This window comes from Minwuia sp. IMCC3009, assembly GCF_029909415.1.
Classification (GTDB): Bacteria; Pseudomonadota; Alphaproteobacteria; order Minwuiales; family Minwuiaceae; genus Minwuia.
In genome coordinates this window covers 610580-629787 of sequence record NZ_CP123781.1, presented here as the reverse complement: position 1 = coordinate 629787, position 19208 = coordinate 610580, and the positions used below count along the sequence as shown (strand labels likewise).

General features: G+C 65.0%; 20 protein-coding genes. 7 read left to right on the top strand and 13 right to left on the bottom strand.

Translation table 11 applies throughout. The features are described from left to right. Positions 1-38: 38 nt before the first annotated feature. The 8 genes from QGV55_RS02925 to scpA all read right to left on the bottom strand — a co-directional run bounded on the left by QGV55_RS02925 (position 39) and on the right by scpA (position 8288). The gene (locus QGV55_RS02925; protein ID WP_281018362.1) at positions 39-1043 is read right to left on the bottom strand and encodes an LLM class flavin-dependent oxidoreductase; all 1005 of its coding nucleotides are present in this window, start codon (positions 1041-1043) and stop codon (positions 39-41) included. Between the two features lie 24 nt (positions 1044-1067). After that, positions 1068-1460, bottom strand: coding sequence for a Rid family hydrolase (locus QGV55_RS02920; protein WP_281018363.1), 393 nt, complete (start codon positions 1458-1460; stop codon positions 1068-1070). An 11-nt stretch (positions 1461-1471) separates the two neighbouring features. Next, a complete protein-coding gene (locus QGV55_RS02915; protein ID WP_281018364.1) occupies positions 1472-2065 on the bottom strand; it encodes a hypothetical protein in 594 nt (197 codons plus the stop codon). After that, positions 2062-2958, bottom strand: coding sequence for an Hsp33 family molecular chaperone HslO (locus tag QGV55_RS02910; protein WP_281018365.1), 897 nt, complete (start codon positions 2956-2958; stop codon positions 2062-2064). The genes QGV55_RS02915 and QGV55_RS02910 overlap by 4 nt, the downstream gene beginning before the upstream one ends. 39 nt (positions 2959-2997) lie before the next feature. Further along, entirely contained in the window at positions 2998-3927 is a 930-nt protein-coding gene (argF, locus tag QGV55_RS02905; RefSeq protein WP_281018366.1) for an ornithine carbamoyltransferase, read from the bottom strand. Further along, positions 3924-5111 carry an aspartate aminotransferase family protein gene (locus tag QGV55_RS02900; protein ID WP_281018367.1) on the bottom strand — a complete coding sequence of 396 codons (1188 nt, stop codon included), beginning with the start codon at positions 5109-5111 and terminating at the stop codon, positions 3924-3926. Before QGV55_RS02900 ends, argF begins: the two co-directional genes overlap by 4 nt. Positions 5112-5259: 148 nt before the next feature. Continuing rightward, complete coding sequence (locus QGV55_RS02895) at positions 5260-6051, bottom strand: ABC transporter permease (protein ID WP_281018368.1); 792 nt, start codon at positions 6049-6051, stop codon at positions 5260-5262. An 83-nt stretch (positions 6052-6134) separates the two neighbouring features. Then, positions 6135-8288: a methylmalonyl-CoA mutase gene (gene scpA, locus QGV55_RS02890; protein WP_281018369.1), complete on the bottom strand. Its 2154-nt coding sequence runs from the start codon at positions 8286-8288 to the stop codon at positions 6135-6137. A gap of 448 nt (positions 8289-8736) precedes the next feature. On the opposite strand from scpA, the gene QGV55_RS02885 reads away from it, so the two are divergent. After that, positions 8737-9051, top strand: a complete 315-nt coding sequence (locus tag QGV55_RS02885; protein ID WP_281018370.1) for a hypothetical protein — start codon at positions 8737-8739, stop codon at positions 9049-9051. 70 nt (positions 9052-9121) lie between these two features. Further along, positions 9122-9436, top strand: coding sequence for a hypothetical protein (locus QGV55_RS02880; protein WP_281018372.1), 315 nt, complete (start codon positions 9122-9124; stop codon positions 9434-9436). Between the two features lie 86 nt (positions 9437-9522). Here the strand turns inward: QGV55_RS02880 and QGV55_RS02875 are convergent, their stop codons facing one another. Then, positions 9523-10605, bottom strand: coding sequence for a COX15/CtaA family protein (locus QGV55_RS02875; RefSeq protein ID WP_281018373.1), 1083 nt, complete (start codon positions 10603-10605; stop codon positions 9523-9525). 106 nt (positions 10606-10711) lie between these two features. On the opposite strand from QGV55_RS02875, the gene QGV55_RS02870 reads away from it, so the two are divergent. Beyond that, entirely contained in the window at positions 10712-11563 is an 852-nt protein-coding gene (locus tag QGV55_RS02870) for an LLM class F420-dependent oxidoreductase (protein ID WP_281018374.1), read from the top strand. 2 nt (positions 11564-11565) lie between these two features. Next, entirely contained in the window at positions 11566-12447 is an 882-nt protein-coding gene (locus QGV55_RS02865; RefSeq protein WP_281018375.1) for a phytanoyl-CoA dioxygenase family protein, read from the top strand. A gap of 99 nt (positions 12448-12546) precedes the next feature. On the opposite strand, the gene QGV55_RS02860 is transcribed toward QGV55_RS02865, so the two are convergent. The 3 genes from QGV55_RS02860 to QGV55_RS02850 form a co-directional block, all read right to left on the bottom strand. Then, complete coding sequence (locus QGV55_RS02860; protein WP_281018376.1) at positions 12547-13332, bottom strand: SDR family oxidoreductase; 786 nt, start codon at positions 13330-13332, stop codon at positions 12547-12549. Positions 13333-13357: 25 nt separating this feature from the next. Beyond that, on the bottom strand, positions 13358-13750 hold the full coding sequence (locus QGV55_RS02855) for a rhodanese-like domain-containing protein (RefSeq protein WP_281018377.1): 393 nt from the start codon (positions 13748-13750) through the stop codon (positions 13358-13360). A gap of 63 nt (positions 13751-13813) precedes the next feature. Beyond that, a complete protein-coding gene (locus QGV55_RS02850; RefSeq protein WP_281018378.1) occupies positions 13814-15265 on the bottom strand; it encodes an aldehyde dehydrogenase family protein in 1452 nt (483 codons plus the stop codon). A gap of 254 nt (positions 15266-15519) precedes the next feature. Here QGV55_RS02850 and QGV55_RS02845 point away from each other — a divergent pair, with 254 nt between their 5' ends. Genes QGV55_RS02845 through QGV55_RS02835 form a run of 3 tightly spaced genes read left to right on the top strand, consistent with a single transcriptional unit; the run spans position 15520 to position 18291 of the window. Then, entirely contained in the window at positions 15520-16260 is a 741-nt protein-coding gene (locus QGV55_RS02845; RefSeq protein WP_281018379.1) for an SDR family NAD(P)-dependent oxidoreductase, read from the top strand. Between the two features lie 38 nt (positions 16261-16298). Further along, entirely contained in the window at positions 16299-17813 is a 1515-nt protein-coding gene (locus QGV55_RS02840) for a YifB family Mg chelatase-like AAA ATPase (protein WP_281018380.1), read from the top strand. Between the two features lie 19 nt (positions 17814-17832). Next, the gene (locus QGV55_RS02835) at positions 17833-18291 is read left to right on the top strand and encodes a GNAT family N-acetyltransferase (protein WP_281018381.1); all 459 of its coding nucleotides are present in this window, start codon (positions 17833-17835) and stop codon (positions 18289-18291) included. A gap of 17 nt (positions 18292-18308) precedes the next feature. Here QGV55_RS02835 and QGV55_RS02830 read toward each other — a convergent pair whose 3' ends face one another. Beyond that, positions 18309-19133 (bottom strand): DUF1849 family protein, encoded by an 825-nt coding sequence (locus tag QGV55_RS02830; protein WP_281018382.1) that lies wholly within the window; start codon positions 19131-19133, stop codon positions 18309-18311. Between the last annotated feature and the right edge of the window lie 75 nt (positions 19134-19208).

Below are 19208 nucleotides of genomic sequence, written 5' to 3'. Positions count from 1 at the left end.
ACACGCGACCGGGGCGCTGGCGGGTCTGACCAGCCGTTTCAGGCCGCCAGGGAGAAGACTTCCGGACGGAACGCCTCGAAGCAGCGCACCGCTTCCTTCGGATCGGGGCTGAGGGGCGCGATGATGTGGGTGTGGATGCCTGTCTGCGCCGCCCAGCGCAGCCGTTCGCGGCATTCGTCCGCCGTGCCGATGATGGCGATGTCGTCGATCAGGTCATCGACCAGCGCGCCGGTGGTCTTGGCGCGGTCCTTCTCGGCCCAGCCTTCGCGGATCTGCGCGGCCTCATCCTCATATCCCGCCCAGGCGAGAAACTTGTTGTAGACGGGCGTCGCGTAATAGGGCGCGAAATTCTGGCGGAACCGGGCGCGGCCCTCTGCCTTGTCGTCCGTCACCAGCACCATGTGGCGGTTGACGATCTCCACATCCGCGCCGTCGCGCCCGGCGCGGGCCGCACCGGCATGGACATGCTCGATCATCTTAGGCAGCGCCTTCTTCGGCCAGAGATTGAAGATCACGCCGTCACCGACCTCGGCCGCCATCTCGATCATGTTGGACCGCAGCGCAGCCAGATAGATCGGCACGGTCGGCTCCAGCGGGGCCTGACGGTAGCCCTTGCTCTTCACCGTCACACCATCGAAGTCCAACTTCTCACCGGCCAGCATGGAGCGCACCAGTTGCGCGGTCTCCCTGACGCGGGTCAGCGGCTTCTCGAAGTGCTGACCGTGCCAGCCCACCATCATGGTCTGGCTCGACGATCCCAGCCCCATCACGAAACGACCCGGCATGGCCTGACCGATCACGTTGGCGGTTGCCGCCAGCACGGCGGGGGTGCGGGAAAAGACGGGCGTGACGGCGATGCCGAACCGCAGCTTCTCGAAGCGTGGGCCGAGCGCGGCAACCGAGGTCAGCGCGTCCGGCGCGGCACCGTCGGCGAACCAGGCGTCATCGTAGCCATTGGCCTCCGCCCATGTCAGGCGGTCGATCGTGTCCTGCAGCCGGGGGCCGGCGGGTACGGTGACGGCAATGCGTTGTCTGGGTGCCACGTTCAGTCTCCTTGCAGAAGGCGGTCAGGCGAGTGCCACCGCCTCGATCTCGATATCGAACGACCAGGGCCAGGAGCCCACGGTCACGAAGGTCCGGGCAGGCGGTTCGCTGGGGAAGAATTCGGCATAGACGGCATTGACCCGGTCAAACTGTCCGGCATTCACGGCAAAGACCGTGCATTTCAGCACCTTGTCGAGGGATGAACCCGCCTCTTCCAGCACCGCCCTGACCGCATTCAGGGACGCACGGGTCTGTGCCTCGATATCGCCCTGGACCAGTTGCCCGGTCTCCAGATCAACCGGCGGCAGGCCCGAAACGAAGACCAGCCCGGCCCCCTTCGTCGCCAACGACAGGGGCACGTTGCCCTTGTCGATCATCTGCTGCAGCACGGGATGCCGGATGATTTCCTTCGCCATGTCGCCGTCCCCTATGGCTTCACGAATGTGGTCAGGTTGAAGCGGATCTCCGTTTCCAGCCGCCGGTTCATATCCTGACCCAGAGCCTCGACAAAATCGATCTGCAACTGCTCCCGTTCATCCAGGGTCAGCCCTTCCGGGATGGTCTGGCTGCGGGTCGCGATGGCATTGGTGAAACCCGCGCCCCTTGAACTGTTGATGTCGATACGGACCTCGACCCGCCCCTCCAGCTTGCTTTCCTGCTGCGTCTTCAGCAATCCGGTCAGGGACTTGTCGGTCTTCAGTGCAACCTCGCGAACGCTGGCGTCCAGGATGGCATAGCGCGCCACCCCATCCGCGCCGCCGGCCTTCAGCCGGTCACGCGCCCAGTTCCGTGCCACCTGTGCCGGTGTGACCGGTATCTGACTCTCGATCGACGGCGGCTGGCCGGACGAGACGAAGGGCTGCTGCACGTCGATGCTGGCGACATCGAAGGTGATTGCAGGCAGGTGCCGGAAGGAAATCTCCGGCACGCGCGGCCCGTCGGGCAGCACGGACGGGCCACCGCACCCCACCAGCAACAGTGCGGGCGCAACAAGGAACAGCCGACGGCGAGAGAGGTTCATGTGCTCGAATCTCCTATCAGGGCATCCAGTGGCAGCCTATAGGTTCGACCGCAGAACTGACAGTCCACCGACACATCGCCGGTATCGACGGCCAGGTCCCGCACCTCCTCTTCGGGGAAGGACTGAACCACTTCCGTGATGCGTTCGACGGAGCAGGTGCACTGGTCCCGCACCGGCGTCGCGTCATGCAGCCAGACGCCATCCTCGTGAAACAGCCGGTACAGCAGTTCCGCCGGAGAAAGCGTCGGGTCGAGCAGTTCCTGCGGCTTGACGGTCGCGGCAAGCGTTTCCGCCAGCGTCCAGTCTTCCTGTGCCTTGTCCTCGTCCGGATCCTTGGGCAGGGATTGCAGCATCAGGCCACCGACACGCCAGTTGCCGTCCGGCCCATGCCCCGCGAACAGCCGGAACAGGCTCGGCACCTGATCCGACTGACGGAAATAGTACTCGGCCGAACTCGACAGGTTGTCCCCTTCCAGCTCCACCGTGCCCTGGTAGCGCTGGTGGTCCCCTTCGCGGTCGACCGTCAGGGCCAGGACGCCCTTGCCCAGCAGGCCATCCGCGCTGGTGTCGCGCACCGCGTCAAACGACTCCGACAGGCGGATATAGCCCCGCAGATCGCCGCCATTCCGGTAGTCCGCCACCAGCACCTTGGCCGGTCCATCACCCTGCGCCTGCAGGGTGAAGATACCGTCGAACTTCATCGCGCTGGCCATCATGGCGGTCAGGGCCATCGCCTCCCCCAGCAGGGATGCGGCGGCAGGGGGTAGGCTGTGGCGGGTCAGCACGGCATGTGCCACCGATCCCATGCGGATGATGCGTCCCCGCACCTCCCGCCCGTTCAGGTGAAAGGGCTGAATCAGGTCGTCAGTCGGTGCGGCCTTGGCCTGCGCCATTGCTTGTTCCTCATCACTCAATGCGACCGGACAGGTCGGTCAGTGGCCGAGACACCAGAGCAGAACGCCCTTCTGCGCGTGCACGCGGTTCTCGGCCTGCGAGAACACCACCGACTGCGGGCCGTCGATCACTTCCGCCGTGACTTCCTCCCCCCGATGCGCCGGCAGGCAGTGCATGAACACCGCATCCTTGCGGGCCAGCCCCATCAGTTCCCTGTCGACCTGATAGGGGCGCAGCAGGTTGTGGCGGTCCGCCGCGTCCTCGTCGCCCATCGACACCCAGGTATCGGCCACGACGCAATCCGCCCCCTCCACCGCAGCGCGCGGGTCGTCGGTCAGGGTAATGTCGCCACCGTCAGCCTGGGCGCGTTTCAGCACCTGGGCATCCGGCTCCAGTCCCTGCGGACAGGCGAGACGCAGCCGGTAGCCGAAGCGGGATGCGCCCTCGATCCAGGAATTGGCCATGTTGTTGCCGTCGCCGGACCAGGCAATCGTCTGCCCGGCGATGCCACCACGCTTCTCCTCCAGCGTCAGGACATCAGCCATCAACTGACAGGGATGCCCCGAATCCGTCAGGCCGCTGATCACCGGGACGGAGGCCTGTTCGGCCAGCTCGTCCAGCTTCGCCTGTTCGAACGTGCGCATCATGATGCCGTCGGTATAGGCCGACAGCACCTTCGCCGTGTCGCCGATGGTCTCGCCGCGACCAAGCTGAAGCTCGCCCGCGTTCAGGATCGTGGTCTGGCCGCCGAGCTGGCGCATGGCCGCATCGAAGGACACCCGCGTCCGGGTGGACGGCTTCTCGAAGATCAGCGCCAGCAGATGCCCGTCGAGCGGTCGATCCTCGTCGGCGCGGCCCTTGGGCCACCCCGCCCGGGCCTCCTTGCGGTCCCGTGCGTCCCTGATGATGCCCTGCAGCGCTGCCGCGGAAACATCCTCGATGCTCAGAAAGTGCCTGATCGCGCTCATCCTGCCGCTGCCTTCCCGGCCAATGCGGTGGCGGCGGTCTCGATCATGCCCAGTCCCTCGTCGATCTCGGCATCACCGATGACGAGCGGCGGCAGGATCCGGACCACATTGTCACCGGCGGGGACGGTCAACAGTCCCTGTTCACGCAGCGCCGCAACAACGTCGCCATTCACCATGACGCATTCCAGACCCAGCATCAGGCCGGTACCCCGCACGCCCTTGAAGACAGTGGGGAAACGGTCGCTGATGGATGCCAGCCCCTGCTTCATGCGATTGGCGACCTGCTGCACATGCTCCATGAAACCCTCGGCCAGTACCGTGTCGGCGACGGCATTGCCTGCCGCCATGGCCATCAGGTTGCCGCCATAGGTGGTGCCGTGGCTGCCGGCCACCATGCCCTTGGCAGCTTCCGCCGTTGCCAGGAAGGCACCGAGCGGGAAACCGCCGCCAATACCCTTGGCGACGCCCATGACGTCGGGGGTGATGTCCGTCCACTGGTGCGCGAACAGCTTGCCGGTCCGACCCATGCCGCACTGGACCTCGTCCATCAGCAGCAGGATACCGGCATCGTCACACAGCTTCCGCAGCCCCTTCAGGAAAGCATGCTCCGCCACGCGGACACCGCCCTCGCCCTGGATCGGCTCCACCAGGATGCCGGCAGTCTCCGGCCCGATGGCAGCCCGGGCAGCGGCGAGGTCACCGAACGGCACCTGATCGAAGCCATCCGTCTTCGGGCCGAAACCGGCCAGGATCTTCTCCTGCCCGCCCGCTGCCATCGTGGCCAGCGTCCGGCCATGGAACGCGCCCTCGAACGTGATGATGCGATAACGCTCCGGCGCACCGTTTGCGGAATGATACTTCCGCGCCGTCTTGATGGTGCCCTCCAACGCCTCCGCACCCGAATTGCAGAAGAACACCGTGTCGGCGAAGCTGTTGTCGGTCAGTTTCTTCGCCAGCGCCTTCTGCTCAGGCACCTCGTAGAGGTTGGAGACATGCCAGAGCTTCGCGGCCTGGTCCTGCACGGCCTTCACCAGCGCAGGATGGCTGTGGCCCAGCAGGCTGACCGCGATACCGGACCCGAAATCCAGGAAGCGTCGCCCGTCCGTCGCGTACAGATGCGCACCCTCACCACGTTCGAAGGAAACGGGGGTTCTTGCATAAGTCGGCATCACGACATCGATCATGGCGGCCTCCAATGGGCTCGATTTTCGGGAACAGGTCTCCCGTTCCGGTTGGATGACAGGTTGGTTGGAAGTCTGGATTGGTCCCCGGCGCCGGATCAATGCTGACCCGACGGAAAGGGGGAGGTTTTATGGGGCAGTCACCCCACGGTCAAGCCTTGAGGTTGTACCCTCGTCGGAACAGGACCAGAACCCAGATGGCCAGAATCACGTCAATGACGGCCAGCACCGTGCCCCCGAGCACCAGCGAAACGTCACCCTGCCCGGTGAGGGCATGGCGAAAACCATCGATGGCATAGAAGAAGGGGTTCACGAACGCTATTCCTTGCGCGAATTCAGGCAGGCGGTCGATCGAATAGAACGTGCCCGAGAGAAACGCAAGTGGCGTGATGACGAAATTGGTGATGAAGGCCATGTGATCGAACTTGTCGGCCCAGAGGCCCGTCAGGATACCGATCAGCCCCATCATGACGGAGGCCAGCACCACGAACAGCAGGCCCCAGCCAATCGACCAGAACGGCAGATCGACGAAGGGTGTCATCGCCGCCGTGACCGCTATCGCGACTGCAAGTCCCCGCGTGACCGAAGCCCCGACAAAGGCGACGAGCAGCTCTGCCGCGCTGAGCGGCGGCATCAGGATATCGACGATATTGCCCTGGATCTTCGCGATCAGCAGCGCGGAGGAACTGTTGGCGAAGGCGTTCTGGGTCACGGCCATCATGACCAGTCCCGGTGCCAGAAAGACCTCGAACGCGACACCGCCAACCGGCGCCCGCCCCTCCCCCAGGGCCAGCGTGAAGATCGCCAGGAACAGCAGGGTAGTGACGATGGGCGCGAGCACGGTCTGCCCCGCCACCTTCATGAAGCGCTGCACTTCCTTGGCATAGAGGGTCCAGAGGCCGATCCAGTTGACCAGGCCGACTTGACGGGGTTCAGGATACATTCAACGGGTCCGGACGTGATGGGGGCGGCGGGCCACCTGCATAGCGACCCGCCCCAGCTTGCACAAGTCTGGCCGAGAAGGCGTCAGGCTGCCGCGTCGCGCCGCGACTTCGCCACCAGTTCCAGGATCTCGGCCGCGGCGGCGGGGATGTGCGTGCCCGGACCGTAGATGCCGGAAACGCCAGCCTGCTTCAGCCAGTCATAGTCACCGGACGGGATGACACCGCCGCAGATGACCAGGATATCCTCCGCATCCTGCTCCTTCAGCGCCTGCATCAGGGCCGGGACGAGGGCCTTGTGCCCGGCGGCGAGGGAGGAGACGCCGATGACGTGCACGTCGTTCTCCACCGCGTCGCGTGCGACTTCTTCCGGGGTCTGGAACAGGGGTCCGACATCCACATCGAAACCGATGTCGGCGAAGGCCGTCGCGATCACCTTGGCCCCACGGTCGTGCCCGTCCTGGCCCATCTTGACCACCAGCATGCGGGGGCGACGGCCCTCGGCAGTGACGAAGTCATCGATATCCGACTGGATCTTCGCGAAGCCCTCGTCACCTTCATAGGCCTTGGCATAGACACCGCTGACGGAGCGGATCTCGGCGCGGTGACGCCCGAAGACTTCCTCCATCGCGTCCGACATCTCCCCCACCGTGGCCCGGGCGCGGGCCGCATCGACACACAGGGCCAGCAGGTTGCCGTCGCCGCGCGCGCCTTCGGTCAGTGCCTTCAGCGCCGCGTCGCAGGCGGCCTGATCACGGGACTCCCGGATGCTCTTCAGCAGGGCGATCTGCCCGTCGCGCACCTTGGTGGTGTCGATGTCCAGCACCTCGGGCGCTGTATCCGTCGATGGCTTGTACTTGTTGACGCCGACAATCACGTCCTCGCCCCGGTCGACGCGCGCCTGGCGACGGGTCGCCGCCTCCTCGATCATCAGTTTCGGCATCCCCTCGGCCACCGCCTTGGTCATGCCGCCCTGCTCCTCGACCTGCTGGATCAGCGCCCAGGCGTCCTCCGCCAGCTTCGCAGTCAGCGCCTCGACGTAATAGGAACCGCCCAGCGGATCGATCACGTTCGGGATTCCGGTCTCTTCCTGCAGCACAAGCTGGGTATTGCGGGCGATGCGGGCGGAGAAGTCGGTGGGCAGGGCAATCGCCTCGTCCAGCGCGTTGGTGTGCAGGCTCTGGGTCCCCCCCAGCACCGCCGCCATGGCCTCCACCGTGGTGCGGATGACGTTGTTGTAGGGATCCTGCTCCGTCAGGCTGACGCCGGAGGTCTGGCAATGGGTGCGCAGCATGGTGGAGCGCGCATCCTTCGGGTCGAACTGGCTGACGATGCGGTGCCACAGCAACCGGGCCGCGCGCAGCTTCGCCACCTCCATGAAGAAGTTCATGCCGATGCAGAAGAAGAAGCTGAGCCGCGGGGCGAACCTGTCGATGTCCAGCCCCCGGTCAACGGCGGTGCGCACATATTCCAGCCCGTCCGCCAGGGTGAAGGCCAGTTCCTGCACCTGCGTCGCCCCGGCTTCCTGCATGTGATAGCCGGAGATCGAGATCGAGTTGAACTTGGGCATGTGGTTGGCGGTGTAGTCGATGATGTCCGCCACGATCCGCATGGAGGGCTCCGGCGGATAGATGTAAGTGTTGCGGACCATGAATTCCTTCAGGATGTCATTCTGGATGGTACCGGAGAGCTTCTCCGGCCCGACGCCCTGTTCCTCCGCCGCCACGATGTAGCCCGCCAGAGTCGGCAGCACCGCGCCGTTCATGGTCATGGAGACCGAAACCTTGTCCAGCGGGATGTCGCGGAACAGGATCTTCATGTCCTCGACCGAGTCGATGGCCACCCCGGCCTTGCCCACGTCGCCCATGACGCGCGGGTGGTCACTGTCATAGCCACGGTGCGTCGCGAGATCGAAGGCCACGGACAGGCCCTGCTGTCCCGCCGCGAGGTTGCGGCGATAGAAGGCATTGGACTCTTCCGCCGTCGAGAAACCCGCATACTGGCGGATGGTCCAGGGCCGGTTCGCATACATGGTGGCGCGCACACCCCGGACGTAGGGGTCCATGCCGGGCAGGCTGCCCAGATGGTCCAGACCCGATATGTCCTCCTCCGTATAGAGGGGTTTCACGGGGATGCCTTCGGGCGTCTGCCACACCAGATCGTCCAGCGACTTGCCGCGCAGTTCCTTTTCCGCCGCAGCCTCCCAGTCCGCGAGGGTCTTGTCCTTGCCGTCGGTCATGTGCGCCTTCTCCTTCGTGTTCGGTCTCACGGTTTATATCGCGCAGGTTTTGCACATGCCAGACAGAGCAATCGCCGCATGCCAGCGGTGCAAATCGCGACTCCCACGGCAAGAACATCCATTTGCATGACAGATTGCACCTCATCCCCCGGTGCCGGCACCGCGAGACTCCCGGCACTCCCGCGCGGGGTTCTCGCGTTGCGACATTGCTGTGGCATTATTGTGACCATAGCCACAATCCCGCTTTTTTTCTTTTTTAATTCAGATGGTTAATGGATTTTCACGATGGTCGTCGGTCGAGAAATTCGCGCAGTACGAGGGGGGTCGCGCCGTCCTGGCACGCCTCTTAACTCACCTCTGCGCTGAGTCTGGCACGGATGCTGCTCCTGTTCCGGCGAAAGACGAAGGGGCCGCCCGATGCGGCCAGACGAATGAAGGAGCTGAAACCATGTACTACCTGCTGATCGCCGCCGCTGCCGGACTGAGCATCCCCGCCGACAATGCACCGATCTCCAAGGTCGACGTGTTCACCGCACCGAGTTCGGAACTCACCGCCTATGACACCCGCCGGATCCAGTACAAGGCCCGCAACTGGGAAGCCGAACTGAAGAGCGACGTGGATGTCTACTTCGGCACCTTCGACAGCATGGAAGCCTGCAAGGCCGTCCGTGCCCAGATCCGCACCGAGCTTTCAGACAAGGGTCTGGAAGAGGACAAGCGCTCCGGTTGTTTCGAATCGAAGCAGATCGTCGCCAGCCGGTAACCAACCCACAACCGACCAAGTCAGACCGGGACCCTGCTGAGGCCCGAACAAACACCTAGGAGACCATACAATGTACTATCTGCTGATCGCCGCTGCCGCCGGCATGAGTGTTCCGGCCGACAGCAGCCCCATCGCCACCATTGACGTGACCAGCTCACCGGCTTCCGTGCTGACCGCCTATGACACGCGCCGCATCCAGTACAAGGCCCGCACCTGGGAAGGCGAACTGAAGAGCAACGTCGATATCTACTTCGGCACCTTCGACAGCGAGGAAGCCTGCAAGGCCGTTCGCGCCCAGATCCGCGCCACGCTCGGCAACCAGGAAGACGCGACCCGCTCCGGTTGCTTCGAGTCGCGTGACAACGCCGGTGCCACCGACAGCTGATCCTCCGACCCCACCTATCGGAACACGACCACAGGGCGGCCCGTCAGGGTCGCCCTGTTGCGTTCAGGCACATATCCGGAAGCGAGTCAGCCCGCAACGCGTGTCCGCGCACCGGTCCAGGCCAGCCGGACGAGCCAGAGTGCCGCTGTCCAGACCAGCAGGGCTGTCGCCTGATGGAGCGCACCGAGCCAGACCGGCACAACCATCACCAGCGTGGCGATACCCAGCAGGATCTGCAGGATGATGGCGTGCATGACCCCCATCGATGCGGACTTTGCCCGCCCGCCGACCCAGCGCCCGCGCAGCATGGTCCAGATGGCAACGCCGAGAAGGGTATAGGCCAGAATGCGGTGGACGAACTGGATGGTCAGGTGATCGTCGAACAGGGCGGCCAGTCCCGTCCCCCCGGCGAACAGGCCATCCGGCACCAGCGCGCCATCCATCAGCGGCCAGGTATTGTAGATGTGGCCCGCATTGATGCCGGCGACGAAGGCCCCGATGACGATCTGCAGCAGGACCAGCGCCGCGAGGATGATCGCCGGTGTCCGCATGCCGCTCAGGGCCTGGCGATCACGCCCTTCCTCGCGCAGCGACCAGGCGGTCCAAAGCAGCAGGGCATAGATCGAGAAGGCGAGCGCCAGATGTGCCGCCAGCCGGTACTGGCTGACATCGGGCCGGTCGACCAGACCGCTCTGCACCATGAACCAGCCAAGCGCACCCTGTGATCCACCCGCCACCAGCAGGAACAGGAACCAGGGAATCTCCCGTCGCCTTATCCGTCCGGTGAGCATGAAGAACGCCATCGGCACGAAGAAGGCGAGACCGATGATCCGCCCGAGCAGCCGATGGCTGAACTCCCAGGCGTAGATCGTCTTGAACTCGTCCAGGGTCATGCCGAGGTTGACCTTCTGGTACTCGGGGAATGCCTTGTACTTGTCGAACTCCACCTGCCAGGCGGCGTCGCTCAGCGGCGGCAGCCAGCCGGTGACAGGATGCCAGTCGGTCATGGACAGGCCGGACTCCGTCAGCCGCGTGATGCCGCCGACGACGACCATGATGAAGACCAGCGCGGCCACGATGAACAGCCATGTGACAACCGCGCGGCGGGAAGGTCCCTGATAAGATGCCGTGTTCATGGGGCGGAGATAGGACAGGCGAATGCCGCGCACGATGCGCCGATTGCCGCATGAGCCTCGCCAAAGCTCGGGCTTGCCCCGGCGGCAAGGTCATGCTGCGATTGGAGCAGCATACAACAGGTGGGGAGGCCTGACCGTCATGAAACTCGGCGCATTCTGCTACAATACCGACTATTCCATACGTCCCGACGCCCTGGCGGTGATGATGGAGGAACGCAACTACGACTCTGTCTGGTTTCCGGAACACACCAATATTCCGACCTCCCGCCTCTCCCCCTTTCCCGGCGGCGGCGAACTGCCGAAACCCTATTACCGCATGATGGACCCCTTCGTTTCGCTGGGGGCCGCCGCTGCGGTGACGAAGAACCTGAAGCTCGGTACCGGCATTTCGCTGGTCATCCAGCGCGACCCGATCACGCTGGCCAAGGAAGTCGCGACCCTGGACGTGATCTCCAACGGTCGGGTGCTGCTGGGCATCGGCGGTGGCTGGAACGCCGAGGAGATGGCGCAGCACGGCATCCCCTTCGAGCGGCGCTGGAAGGTGCTGCGGGAAAAGGTGGAGGCGATGAAGGCGCTCTGGACCGAGGAGAAATCGTCCTACGACGGAGAGTTCGTGAAGATCGACGAATGCTACTCCTACCCCAAGCCGGTACAGCGACCGCACCCGCCGATCATCCTCGGCTCGGCCACCGGCACCGGCAGGCAGCGTGTCGTGAACTATTGTGACGGCTGGATGCCGATCAATGTGCTGCTGGACGACATGCCCGCCGCCATCGCCGACCTGCACCGCCGCGCGGAGGAGGCCGGACGCGATCCGGCGTCCATCGAACTCTCGATCTTCGCGCAGGTGGATGTGAACGAGGATCTGTTGAAGCGCTACCGCGACCTGGGCATTGCCCGTTCGGTCATCGGTGTCCCGACCTCCGCGCCGGACCGGGTGGAGGGTGTTCTGGACCGCTATGCGAAGCTGATGGACGAACTGGAGAGCTGATCATGACGCATGATCTCAAGACCATCACCCCGGAGCAGAAGGCCTTCTATGAGGAGAATGGCTATCTGCTGCTGGAAAACTTCGTGTCGGACGCCTGGATGGACCGGCTCTGGGAAGTGACCGACCGCTTCATCGCGGAAAGCCGCAAGGTGACGAAATCCAGCGGCAAGTTCGACATCGAACCCGACCACAGTGCCGACAATCCGCGTCTGCGCCGACTGTCCCAGCCTGCGGAGCATGATCCCGTCTATCGCGAGTTCGCCTTCGACGGCCCCATCGTCGATCTGGCTGCCGACCTGCTGGGACCGGATGTGAAGTACCACCACTCGAAACTGAACTTCAAATGGTCGGGGGGCGGCGAGGAGGTGAAATGGCACCAGGACATCCAGTTCTGGCCGCACACCAATTACTCGCCGCTGACCATCGGTCTCTACATGTCGGACGTGGATGACGAGATGGGGCCGATGGGGGTGATCCCGAAGAGCCACGAGTCGGAACTGTTCGACCTCTATGGCGCCGACGGCAACTGGACCGGCTACATCGCGGAGAAGGACATCGGGCGCGTGCCGGTGGACGACGTGGTCTGGCTGAAGGGCCCGCGCGGCTCCGTCACCGTCCACAATTGCCGGATGGTGCATGGCTCCGAACCCAACCGCTCCAGCCGGGTCAGGCCACTGCTGCTCCATACCTATTCGGCGGCCGACGCACTGACGCTGGAACCCAGCATCGTCGCCAACCTGCCGCTTTCGAACACCATCGTCCGGGGTGAGCGGGCCAGGTGGGCCCGCTTCGACCCTCGCCCCTGCCTGATGCCGCCCGACTGGTCGAAGGGCTACGTCTCCATCTTTGACGTGCAACAGGCCGGAAAGGGAGACGCCGCCTGAGCGGGCGACGCAATCGGCGAACCTGCACGGGAGCGAACGTCCCCTCCCCCCGCAAGGGGAAAGAGAGCGGTTCCTGTGCGAGCAGGCGGTTCGAACGCGTCAGTTCGCGGTCATGCCACCATCGACGACGACTTCGGAGCCGGTCATGAAGGATGACAGGTCGGAGGCGAGGAACAGGATGGCATTGGCGATGTCGGTGGCCTGACCCAGGCGACCGATGGGGTGCCGTGCCTTCATCTGCGCCAGCCGCTGGTTGCGCTGTTCGTCCGGCACACCGGTCATCAGGTCTTCCAGCATCGGCGTCTCGATGATGCCCGGATGCACGGAGTTCACCCGGATCGGGTGCCCTGCCCCGGCCAGTTCCAGCGCCGTCGCCTTGGTCATCAGTCGCACCGCGCCCTTGGAGGCGCAGTAGGCCGCCTGCCGGGGCGCGCCGATCAGACCAGCGACCGAGGACAGGTTGATGATGGAGCCCGAACCGGACGCCGTCATGGCATCAGTGCAGGTCTTGATGCCCAGAAAGACACCCAGCACGTTGATATCCATGACGCGCCGGAAATCGGCGGTCGAGATATCGGGGATGGTCTTCACCAGCTCGATCCCGGCATTGTTGACCATGATGTGCAGGCCACCCAGGGCATCGACGGTCGCCTTGACCGCCGCCTCCCATTGGTCTTCCTCCACCACGTCATGGGCAATGGCGATGGCGCGCCCGCCCGCAGCCTCGATGGAGGCCGCGGTTTCCTGGGCACCGGCCAGGTTGATGTCGGTGCAGGCCACGGCGGCCCCGGCACCGGCCAGGGTCTCCGCCGCCTGGCGGCCAATGCCGGACCCGGCGCCGGTGACCAGCGCCACGCGCCCGCTCAGATCTGTCGTTTCAGCCATTGTGTTTCCTCCCCAGGAAAGCGGGTCACTTCTTCTCGACAGCCTCGATCTCGTAGCCGGCCTTCTTCCAGTCGCCGAAACCGCCATCGATGTGGCAGGTGTTCTTCAGACCCAGTTCCATCGCGGCTTCCGTCGCCAGTGCGGAACGCCAGCCTGCGGCGCAATAGAAGACGATCCGCTTGCCCGACTGGAAGACGTCCTTGGCATAGGGGCTTTCCGGGTCGACCCAGAACTCCAGCATGCCGCGCGGCGCGTGATAGGCACCGGGAATCTTGCCCTCCCGCCACAGTTCACGCACATCGCGGATATCCACGATGGTCACGTCATCCCGGCCCACCAGCGCCTTCGCATCCTCGACACTGATGGTCTCGACCTTGCTCATGGCCCGGTCGACCATCTGCTTGACGGTTGTCGCCATTTTCGAATTCTCCCCTCAATTTCCGATACCTGCCGGTTGAACTGACCGGACAGACTGCCGTGATCAGTCCCGAATCTCGGGCGAATTGATCACGGTCATCTTGCGAACGGACATCTCGTGCATGGAATGCGGCACACCGCCCACCCCATGACCCGACAGTTTCAGACCCGCGAAGGGCATCCAGTCCACCCGGAACGCGGTGTGGTCATTCACCATCACCGCCGCCGCATCGAGACGGCTGGTGGCGCGCATGATGCGGTCGATGTCCTGTCCGAACACCGCCGCCTGGAACGAGAACGGCAGGGAGTTCGCCCTGGCGATGGCTTCGTCCATGTCGTCGTAGCTGAAGACGCAGGCCACGGGGCCGAAGATCTCCATGGTGGAGACCTTGGCGTCCGCAGGCGGATTCAGGATCACGGTCGGCTTGTAGGCCGTGTCCGACAGCTTCTCGCCGCCGCACAGGATCTCGCCACCGCCGGCGCGGGCCTCCTCGACCCATTCATGCACACGATCCACCTCGCCCGGCGTGATCAGCGGACCGACCTCGGTCGCCTTGTCCGTAGGATCGCCCACCACCATCTTCTGCGCCGCCTCGGCCAGCCGGTCGGCAAAGGTGCGGCAGACCGATGAATGGGCATAGACCCGCTGTACCGACACGCAGACCTGACCGGCGTGATAGAAGCCACCCTTGGCCAGTGACGGCACCGCGCGGTCGAGATCGGCACTTTCCGTCAGGATCACCGGGGCCGCGCCGCCATGTTCCAGCGCGCAGCGGGTGCCGGGGGCGAGCTGCGCCCGCAGGGCCCAGCCGACCTTGGCCGAGCCGATGAAGCTGAAGAACCCGACGCGCGGATCGGTCACCAGCGCGGTGGCATCCTTGCGATCCGCCGTGACCACGGCCTGCGCCCAGGCTTTCGGCAATCCCGCCTCATGCAGGATCTGCACGAAGTGCAGGCACGACAGCGCGGTCTTGTCCGCCGGTTTCACGATCACCGGACAACCGGTCGCGACCGCAGGGGCCACCTGATGCGCGATGAGGTTGAGCGGATGGTTGAAGGCACTGACCGCGACCACCACGCCAATCGGTTCCTGCCGGGTGAAGGCAACGCGATTCTTGGAGCTTTCGGTGATGCCCATGGGGATCACCTCCCCCGCACGGCTGCGCAGTTCGTCGATGCAGATGTGCACGGAATCGATGGCCCGATCGACCTCGATCAGGGAATCGGCCAGCGGCTTGCCGCCTTCGCGCGCGGCCTCGACAGCCATGCTCTCGCGACGGTCGCGCATGATTGCCATGGCACGGGTCAGGATCTGCACCCGCTCCCGCATCGGGATCCAGGCGTCGCGGTCCCGATAGAGCTCGAAGGCGTTGCTGAGGGCCTTTTCCACCGTCGCACTGTCCGAACGGGCGACATTGGCTATCGGTGACCCGTCCCAGGGTGCGGAGACGACGACATCACTGGCGGAACTGGTGGCACCCGGCACAAGCAACGGGACGCGCGGCAAATCAGACATGGTTCAGACCCCCTCCGGAACTGGCTCAAGTATTCTGGCGGTGCGGGCGGCCCCAACCGGCCACACCCGAAAGCTTCCGGGATTGTCTACGACCGGGCAGCGGAATCATAGACCCAGTTTGGCCGGACGCGGCAACCGTCACAGGGGAAGCACCGCAACGGCCCCGCGTGCTGCCTCTGGCTTTTTGCACGCTCCGGCTCCAATCTGGCGCAAAACAAGGCGATACAGCGCGATACAGACTTTGGGGAGATACAATGAACACGATTGATCTGGCGGGCCGCAGGGCCGTGGTGACCGGCGGCGCACAGGGGATCGGACGCGCGGTGGCGGAGCGTTTCATCGCCTCCGGCGCCAGGGTGGCACTCTGGGACCGGGACATGGACCTTGCCAGTGCGACGGCCAGCGAGATCGGGGCCACCGCCATCAGCGTCGATGTGACGAATGCCGACGCCGTGGATGCGGCGGTGAAGGAGACCGTCAGTGCGCTTGGCGGTATCGACATCCAGGTCAACAATGCCGGTATCGCCGGGGCCAACCGCACCGTCTGGGACTACACGCCCGATGAGTGGCGCCAGATCATCGAGATCAACCTGATCGGCGTCTGGCTCTGCTGCCGCGCGGTCAGCCCGCTGATGCGCGCGGCGGGCTATGGCCGCATCGTCAATGTCGCCTCCATCGCGGGCAAGGAGGGCAACCCCAACGCGTCGGCCTACTCCGCCTCCAAGGCCGGAGTCATTGCGCTGACCAAGTCGCTGGGCAAGGAAATGGCCGACCACGACATCATGGTGAACTGCGTCACCCCCGCCGCCGCCCGCACGGCGATCTTCGACCAGATGTCGGAGGAGCACATCAACTACATGCTCTCCAAGATCCCCATGGGCCGCTTCGTCGAACCGGCCGAGATCGCCGCCCTGATCGCCTGGCTGTCGTCGGCGGACTGCTCCTTCACCACCGGTCAGGTCATCGACATCTCGGGGGGCCGCGCCACCTATTGAGGGGCGACACCAGAATGGCTCTGGTCTAACTTGCGTGCATGGTCGCAAGAATTTCAACCGTCGCCTTCCAGGGCTTCCGGGCGCAGATCGTGGACGTGCAGGTGCAGGTCTCGGCGCAGATGCCTGCCTTCACCATTGTCGGCCTGCCCGACAAGGCGGTGGCGGAGAGCCGGGAGCGGGTGCGGGCGGCGCTGGACGCCATCGGCCTGGGTCTACCGCCGAAGCGGATCACGGTGAACCTGTCCCCCGCCGACCTGCCGAAGGAAGGCAGCCACTACGACCTGCCCATCGCGCTGGCGCTGCTGGCCGCCGTCGGTGTGCTGCCCGCGGAGGACATGGCGGGCCACATCGCGCTGGGAGAACTGGCGCTGGACGGTCAGATCGCGGCGGTAGCCGGTGTATTGCCTGCCGGGGTCGCGGCGGCGGAGCGGGACCAGGGGCTGATCTGCCCCGCGCTCTGCGGCGGGGAGGCCGCTTGGGCCGGGGATCTGGAGATCATCGCGGCACCCGACCTGCTGGCCATCGTCAATCACTTCAAGGGCACACAGGTGCTGTCGGCGCCGGAGCCGGGACCGGTGGACATGGATGCCATCGGTGCCGACCTGCGTGATGTGAAGGGGCAGGAGAGTGCCAAGCGGGCGCTGGAGATCGCGGCTGCCGGGGGCCACAACCTGCTGATGCTGGGGCCGCCAGGATCCGGCAAGTCGATGCTGGCCGCGCGCCTGCCCGGCCTGCTGCCGCCCCTGTCACCGGCAGAGGCGCTGGAAGTCTCCATGATCCGCAGTCTGGCAGGCGAACTGACGGAGGGGCGGCTGTCCCGCCGCCGGCCCTTTCGCAACCCGCACCATTCCACCTCCACCCCTGCCCTTGTCGGTGGCGGGCTGAAGGTGCGACCGGGCGAGATCTCGCTGGCGCACCGGGGCGTGCTGTTTCTCGACGAACTGCCCGAGTTTCCCCGCCCCGCGCTGGAAGCCTTGCGTCAGCCGCTGGAGACGGCGGAGGCCGTGGTGGCCCGCGCCAACGCCCATGTCACCTATCCGGCGCGGGTACAGCTCGTCGCCGCCATGAACCCCTGCCGCTGCGGTCATCTGGATGACCCGGAGCGCGCCTGCTCCCGCGCGCCGCGCTGCGCCATCGATTACCAGTCGAAGATCTCGGGGCCGCTGATGGACCGTATCGACCTGTCCATCGACGTGCCTGCCGTGTCCGCCGCAGACCTGACCCTTCCGCCCCCCGCCGAAGGCTCCGCCGAGATCGCCGCACGGGTTGCCCGCGCCCGCGACCTGCAGGCGGCACGACACGAGAGCCTGGATCTGGGACCGATCACCAATGCGGAGGTGGATGGCCAGGCCCTGATCGCCATCGCCACCCCCGACAGCAGCGGCCAGAGCCTGCTGACCGACGCGGCCGAACGGCTGAAGCTCTCCGCCCGTGGCTATACCCGTGTCCTGCGGGTCGCACGTACCATCGCCGACCTTGAAAGCAGCGCCAGCATCGGTCGCCCGCACATCGCCGAGGCGCTGGGCTACCGCCGCCGGGCGGGACTCAACTGAGATACCGGAGAAGACCACCATGCAATTGCGGCTGGCAGGACAGGAGGAATGTGCCGCACTGACCGACCTGGTGATGCGCTCGAAAGCGTCAAACGGCTACGACGCGGCCTTCATGGAAGCCTGCCGCACCGAACTGACGGTCACCCCGGAGATCCTGGCCAGAGGCCCCTTCGCCGTTCTGGAAGCCGACGGCAAGCTCATCGGAACAGCGCAGGTTTCCCGCGAAGGGGACGTGTGGCATCTGCAGCTGATGTTCGTTGATCCGGCCTGCCAGGGTATGGGAGCCGGTCGGCGGCTGATCGACTGGGCCATGACAGAGGCCGGAATGCAGGGCGCGTCCGAACTGCATATCGAGGCTGATCCGAATGCCGAGGCCTTCTATCTCAAGGCAGGTGCACATCGGGTCGGCGTGGCGCCTTCCGGCTCCATACCGGGCCGGATGATCCCGCTGATGATCCTGCCGCTGTCGCCCGGGTAATCAGACAGCTCAGTCGCTCAGTCGCAGACCGGCGCGTCGCGCAGTTCGACCTCGCTTAGGCGGGCAATCGCCGAGAGGTCTTCGGTCTCCAGCGTGAAGCTGCCGGACAGGCCGTTGGCGTACATGCGCATCTGGCTCTCGTAATAGGGCGCGGAATCGATGGCATCGGGCTTGTAGAACGACACCCGCATCATCCAGGCGGATGTGTCCTTCATGCTGTCGGGGATGCTGGCCTCATGCTTGCCGCGATCCTTGCCGATGAAGGTATCGACGTAGGATATCGAGTCGCCGTCGAAGGTCTTCGCATTGTGGACGAACTGGCCAGCCTGTGCCGCACGCACCATGTCGATGCTGTGCCCCAGCGGGAACAGCGCGCCCTTCGGCAGGGTTTCCGGCACTTCGTCGGCATCGTCGCCATCATTGCGGCTGTAGGTGACGGAGGCGATCTCACCAACCGCATTGCGGGTCGCGGAGCCTTCGCGATGGGCGGACATGCGACCGTTGTAGCTCTCCCGCACCGAGAACCGCAGGCTGTGTCCGTCCTTGCTTTCCAGGAAGCTCACCACCGCTTCCGACTGCACGCGCTCGCCCCGCTGGGTCACCAGGTTCATCAGCATGCGATGGGAATAGATCAGCCCGTCACAGGTCTCGTCGAACTCGTAGACCATCCGTCCGGAAACCTGAGAGAAGGTTGCAGGCTTTTCCCGGTCGAGCACGTCCAGATCATAGATCGCACGATGCGGGATGAAATTCTGCGCCGCGGCGGTTCGGGTCAGGCTCGGAGCCGCCATGCCAGCCACGAGAAGGGTGAGCAGGAGCAGCAGTCGGGTGGAGATTGTCATCAGGGGGTCGCGTCCTTTGATTGATGTCCATAACCTATAGGCGGAAAAGCCAAACACAAGCTGAACGGAGCCCAT

Excerpts from the sequence above, each read along its gene's own strand:
- QGV55_RS02920 (WP_281018363.1), bottom strand. The coding sequence starts at position 1,460 with ATGGCGAAGGAAATCATCCGGCATCCCGTGCTGCAGCAGATGATCGAC.
- QGV55_RS02915 (WP_281018364.1), bottom strand. The coding sequence starts at position 2,065 with ATGAACCTCTCTCGCCGTCGGCTGTTCCTTGTTGCGCCCGCACTGTTG.
- QGV55_RS02910 (WP_281018365.1), bottom strand. The coding sequence starts at position 2,958 with ATGGCGCAGGCCAAGGCCGCACCGACTGACGACCTGATTCAGCCCTTT.
- argF (WP_281018366.1), bottom strand. The coding sequence starts at position 3,927 with ATGAGCGCGATCAGGCACTTTCTGAGCATCGAGGATGTTTCCGCGGCA.
- QGV55_RS02900 (WP_281018367.1), bottom strand. The coding sequence starts at position 5,111 with ATGATCGATGTCGTGATGCCGACTTATGCAAGAACCCCCGTTTCCTTC.
- QGV55_RS02895 (WP_281018368.1), bottom strand. The coding sequence starts at position 6,051 with ATGTATCCTGAACCCCGTCAAGTCGGCCTGGTCAACTGGATCGGCCTC.
- scpA (WP_281018369.1), bottom strand. The coding sequence starts at position 8,288 with ATGACCGACGGCAAGGACAAGACCCTCGCGGACTGGGAGGCTGCGGCG.
- QGV55_RS02885 (WP_281018370.1), top strand. The coding sequence starts at position 8,737 with ATGTACTACCTGCTGATCGCCGCCGCTGCCGGACTGAGCATCCCCGCC.
- QGV55_RS02880 (WP_281018372.1), top strand. The coding sequence starts at position 9,122 with ATGTACTATCTGCTGATCGCCGCTGCCGCCGGCATGAGTGTTCCGGCC.
- QGV55_RS02870 (WP_281018374.1), top strand. The coding sequence starts at position 10,712 with ATGAAACTCGGCGCATTCTGCTACAATACCGACTATTCCATACGTCCC.
- QGV55_RS02865 (WP_281018375.1), top strand. The coding sequence starts at position 11,566 with ATGACGCATGATCTCAAGACCATCACCCCGGAGCAGAAGGCCTTCTAT.
- QGV55_RS02860 (WP_281018376.1), bottom strand. The coding sequence starts at position 13,332 with ATGGCTGAAACGACAGATCTGAGCGGGCGCGTGGCGCTGGTCACCGGC.
- QGV55_RS02855 (WP_281018377.1), bottom strand. The coding sequence starts at position 13,750 with ATGGCGACAACCGTCAAGCAGATGGTCGACCGGGCCATGAGCAAGGTC.
- QGV55_RS02850 (WP_281018378.1), bottom strand. The coding sequence starts at position 15,265 with ATGTCTGATTTGCCGCGCGTCCCGTTGCTTGTGCCGGGTGCCACCAGT.
- QGV55_RS02845 (WP_281018379.1), top strand. The coding sequence starts at position 15,520 with ATGAACACGATTGATCTGGCGGGCCGCAGGGCCGTGGTGACCGGCGGC.
- QGV55_RS02840 (WP_281018380.1), top strand. The coding sequence starts at position 16,299 with ATGGTCGCAAGAATTTCAACCGTCGCCTTCCAGGGCTTCCGGGCGCAG.
- QGV55_RS02835 (WP_281018381.1), top strand. The coding sequence starts at position 17,833 with ATGCAATTGCGGCTGGCAGGACAGGAGGAATGTGCCGCACTGACCGAC.
- QGV55_RS02830 (WP_281018382.1), bottom strand. The coding sequence starts at position 19,133 with ATGACAATCTCCACCCGACTGCTGCTCCTGCTCACCCTTCTCGTGGCT.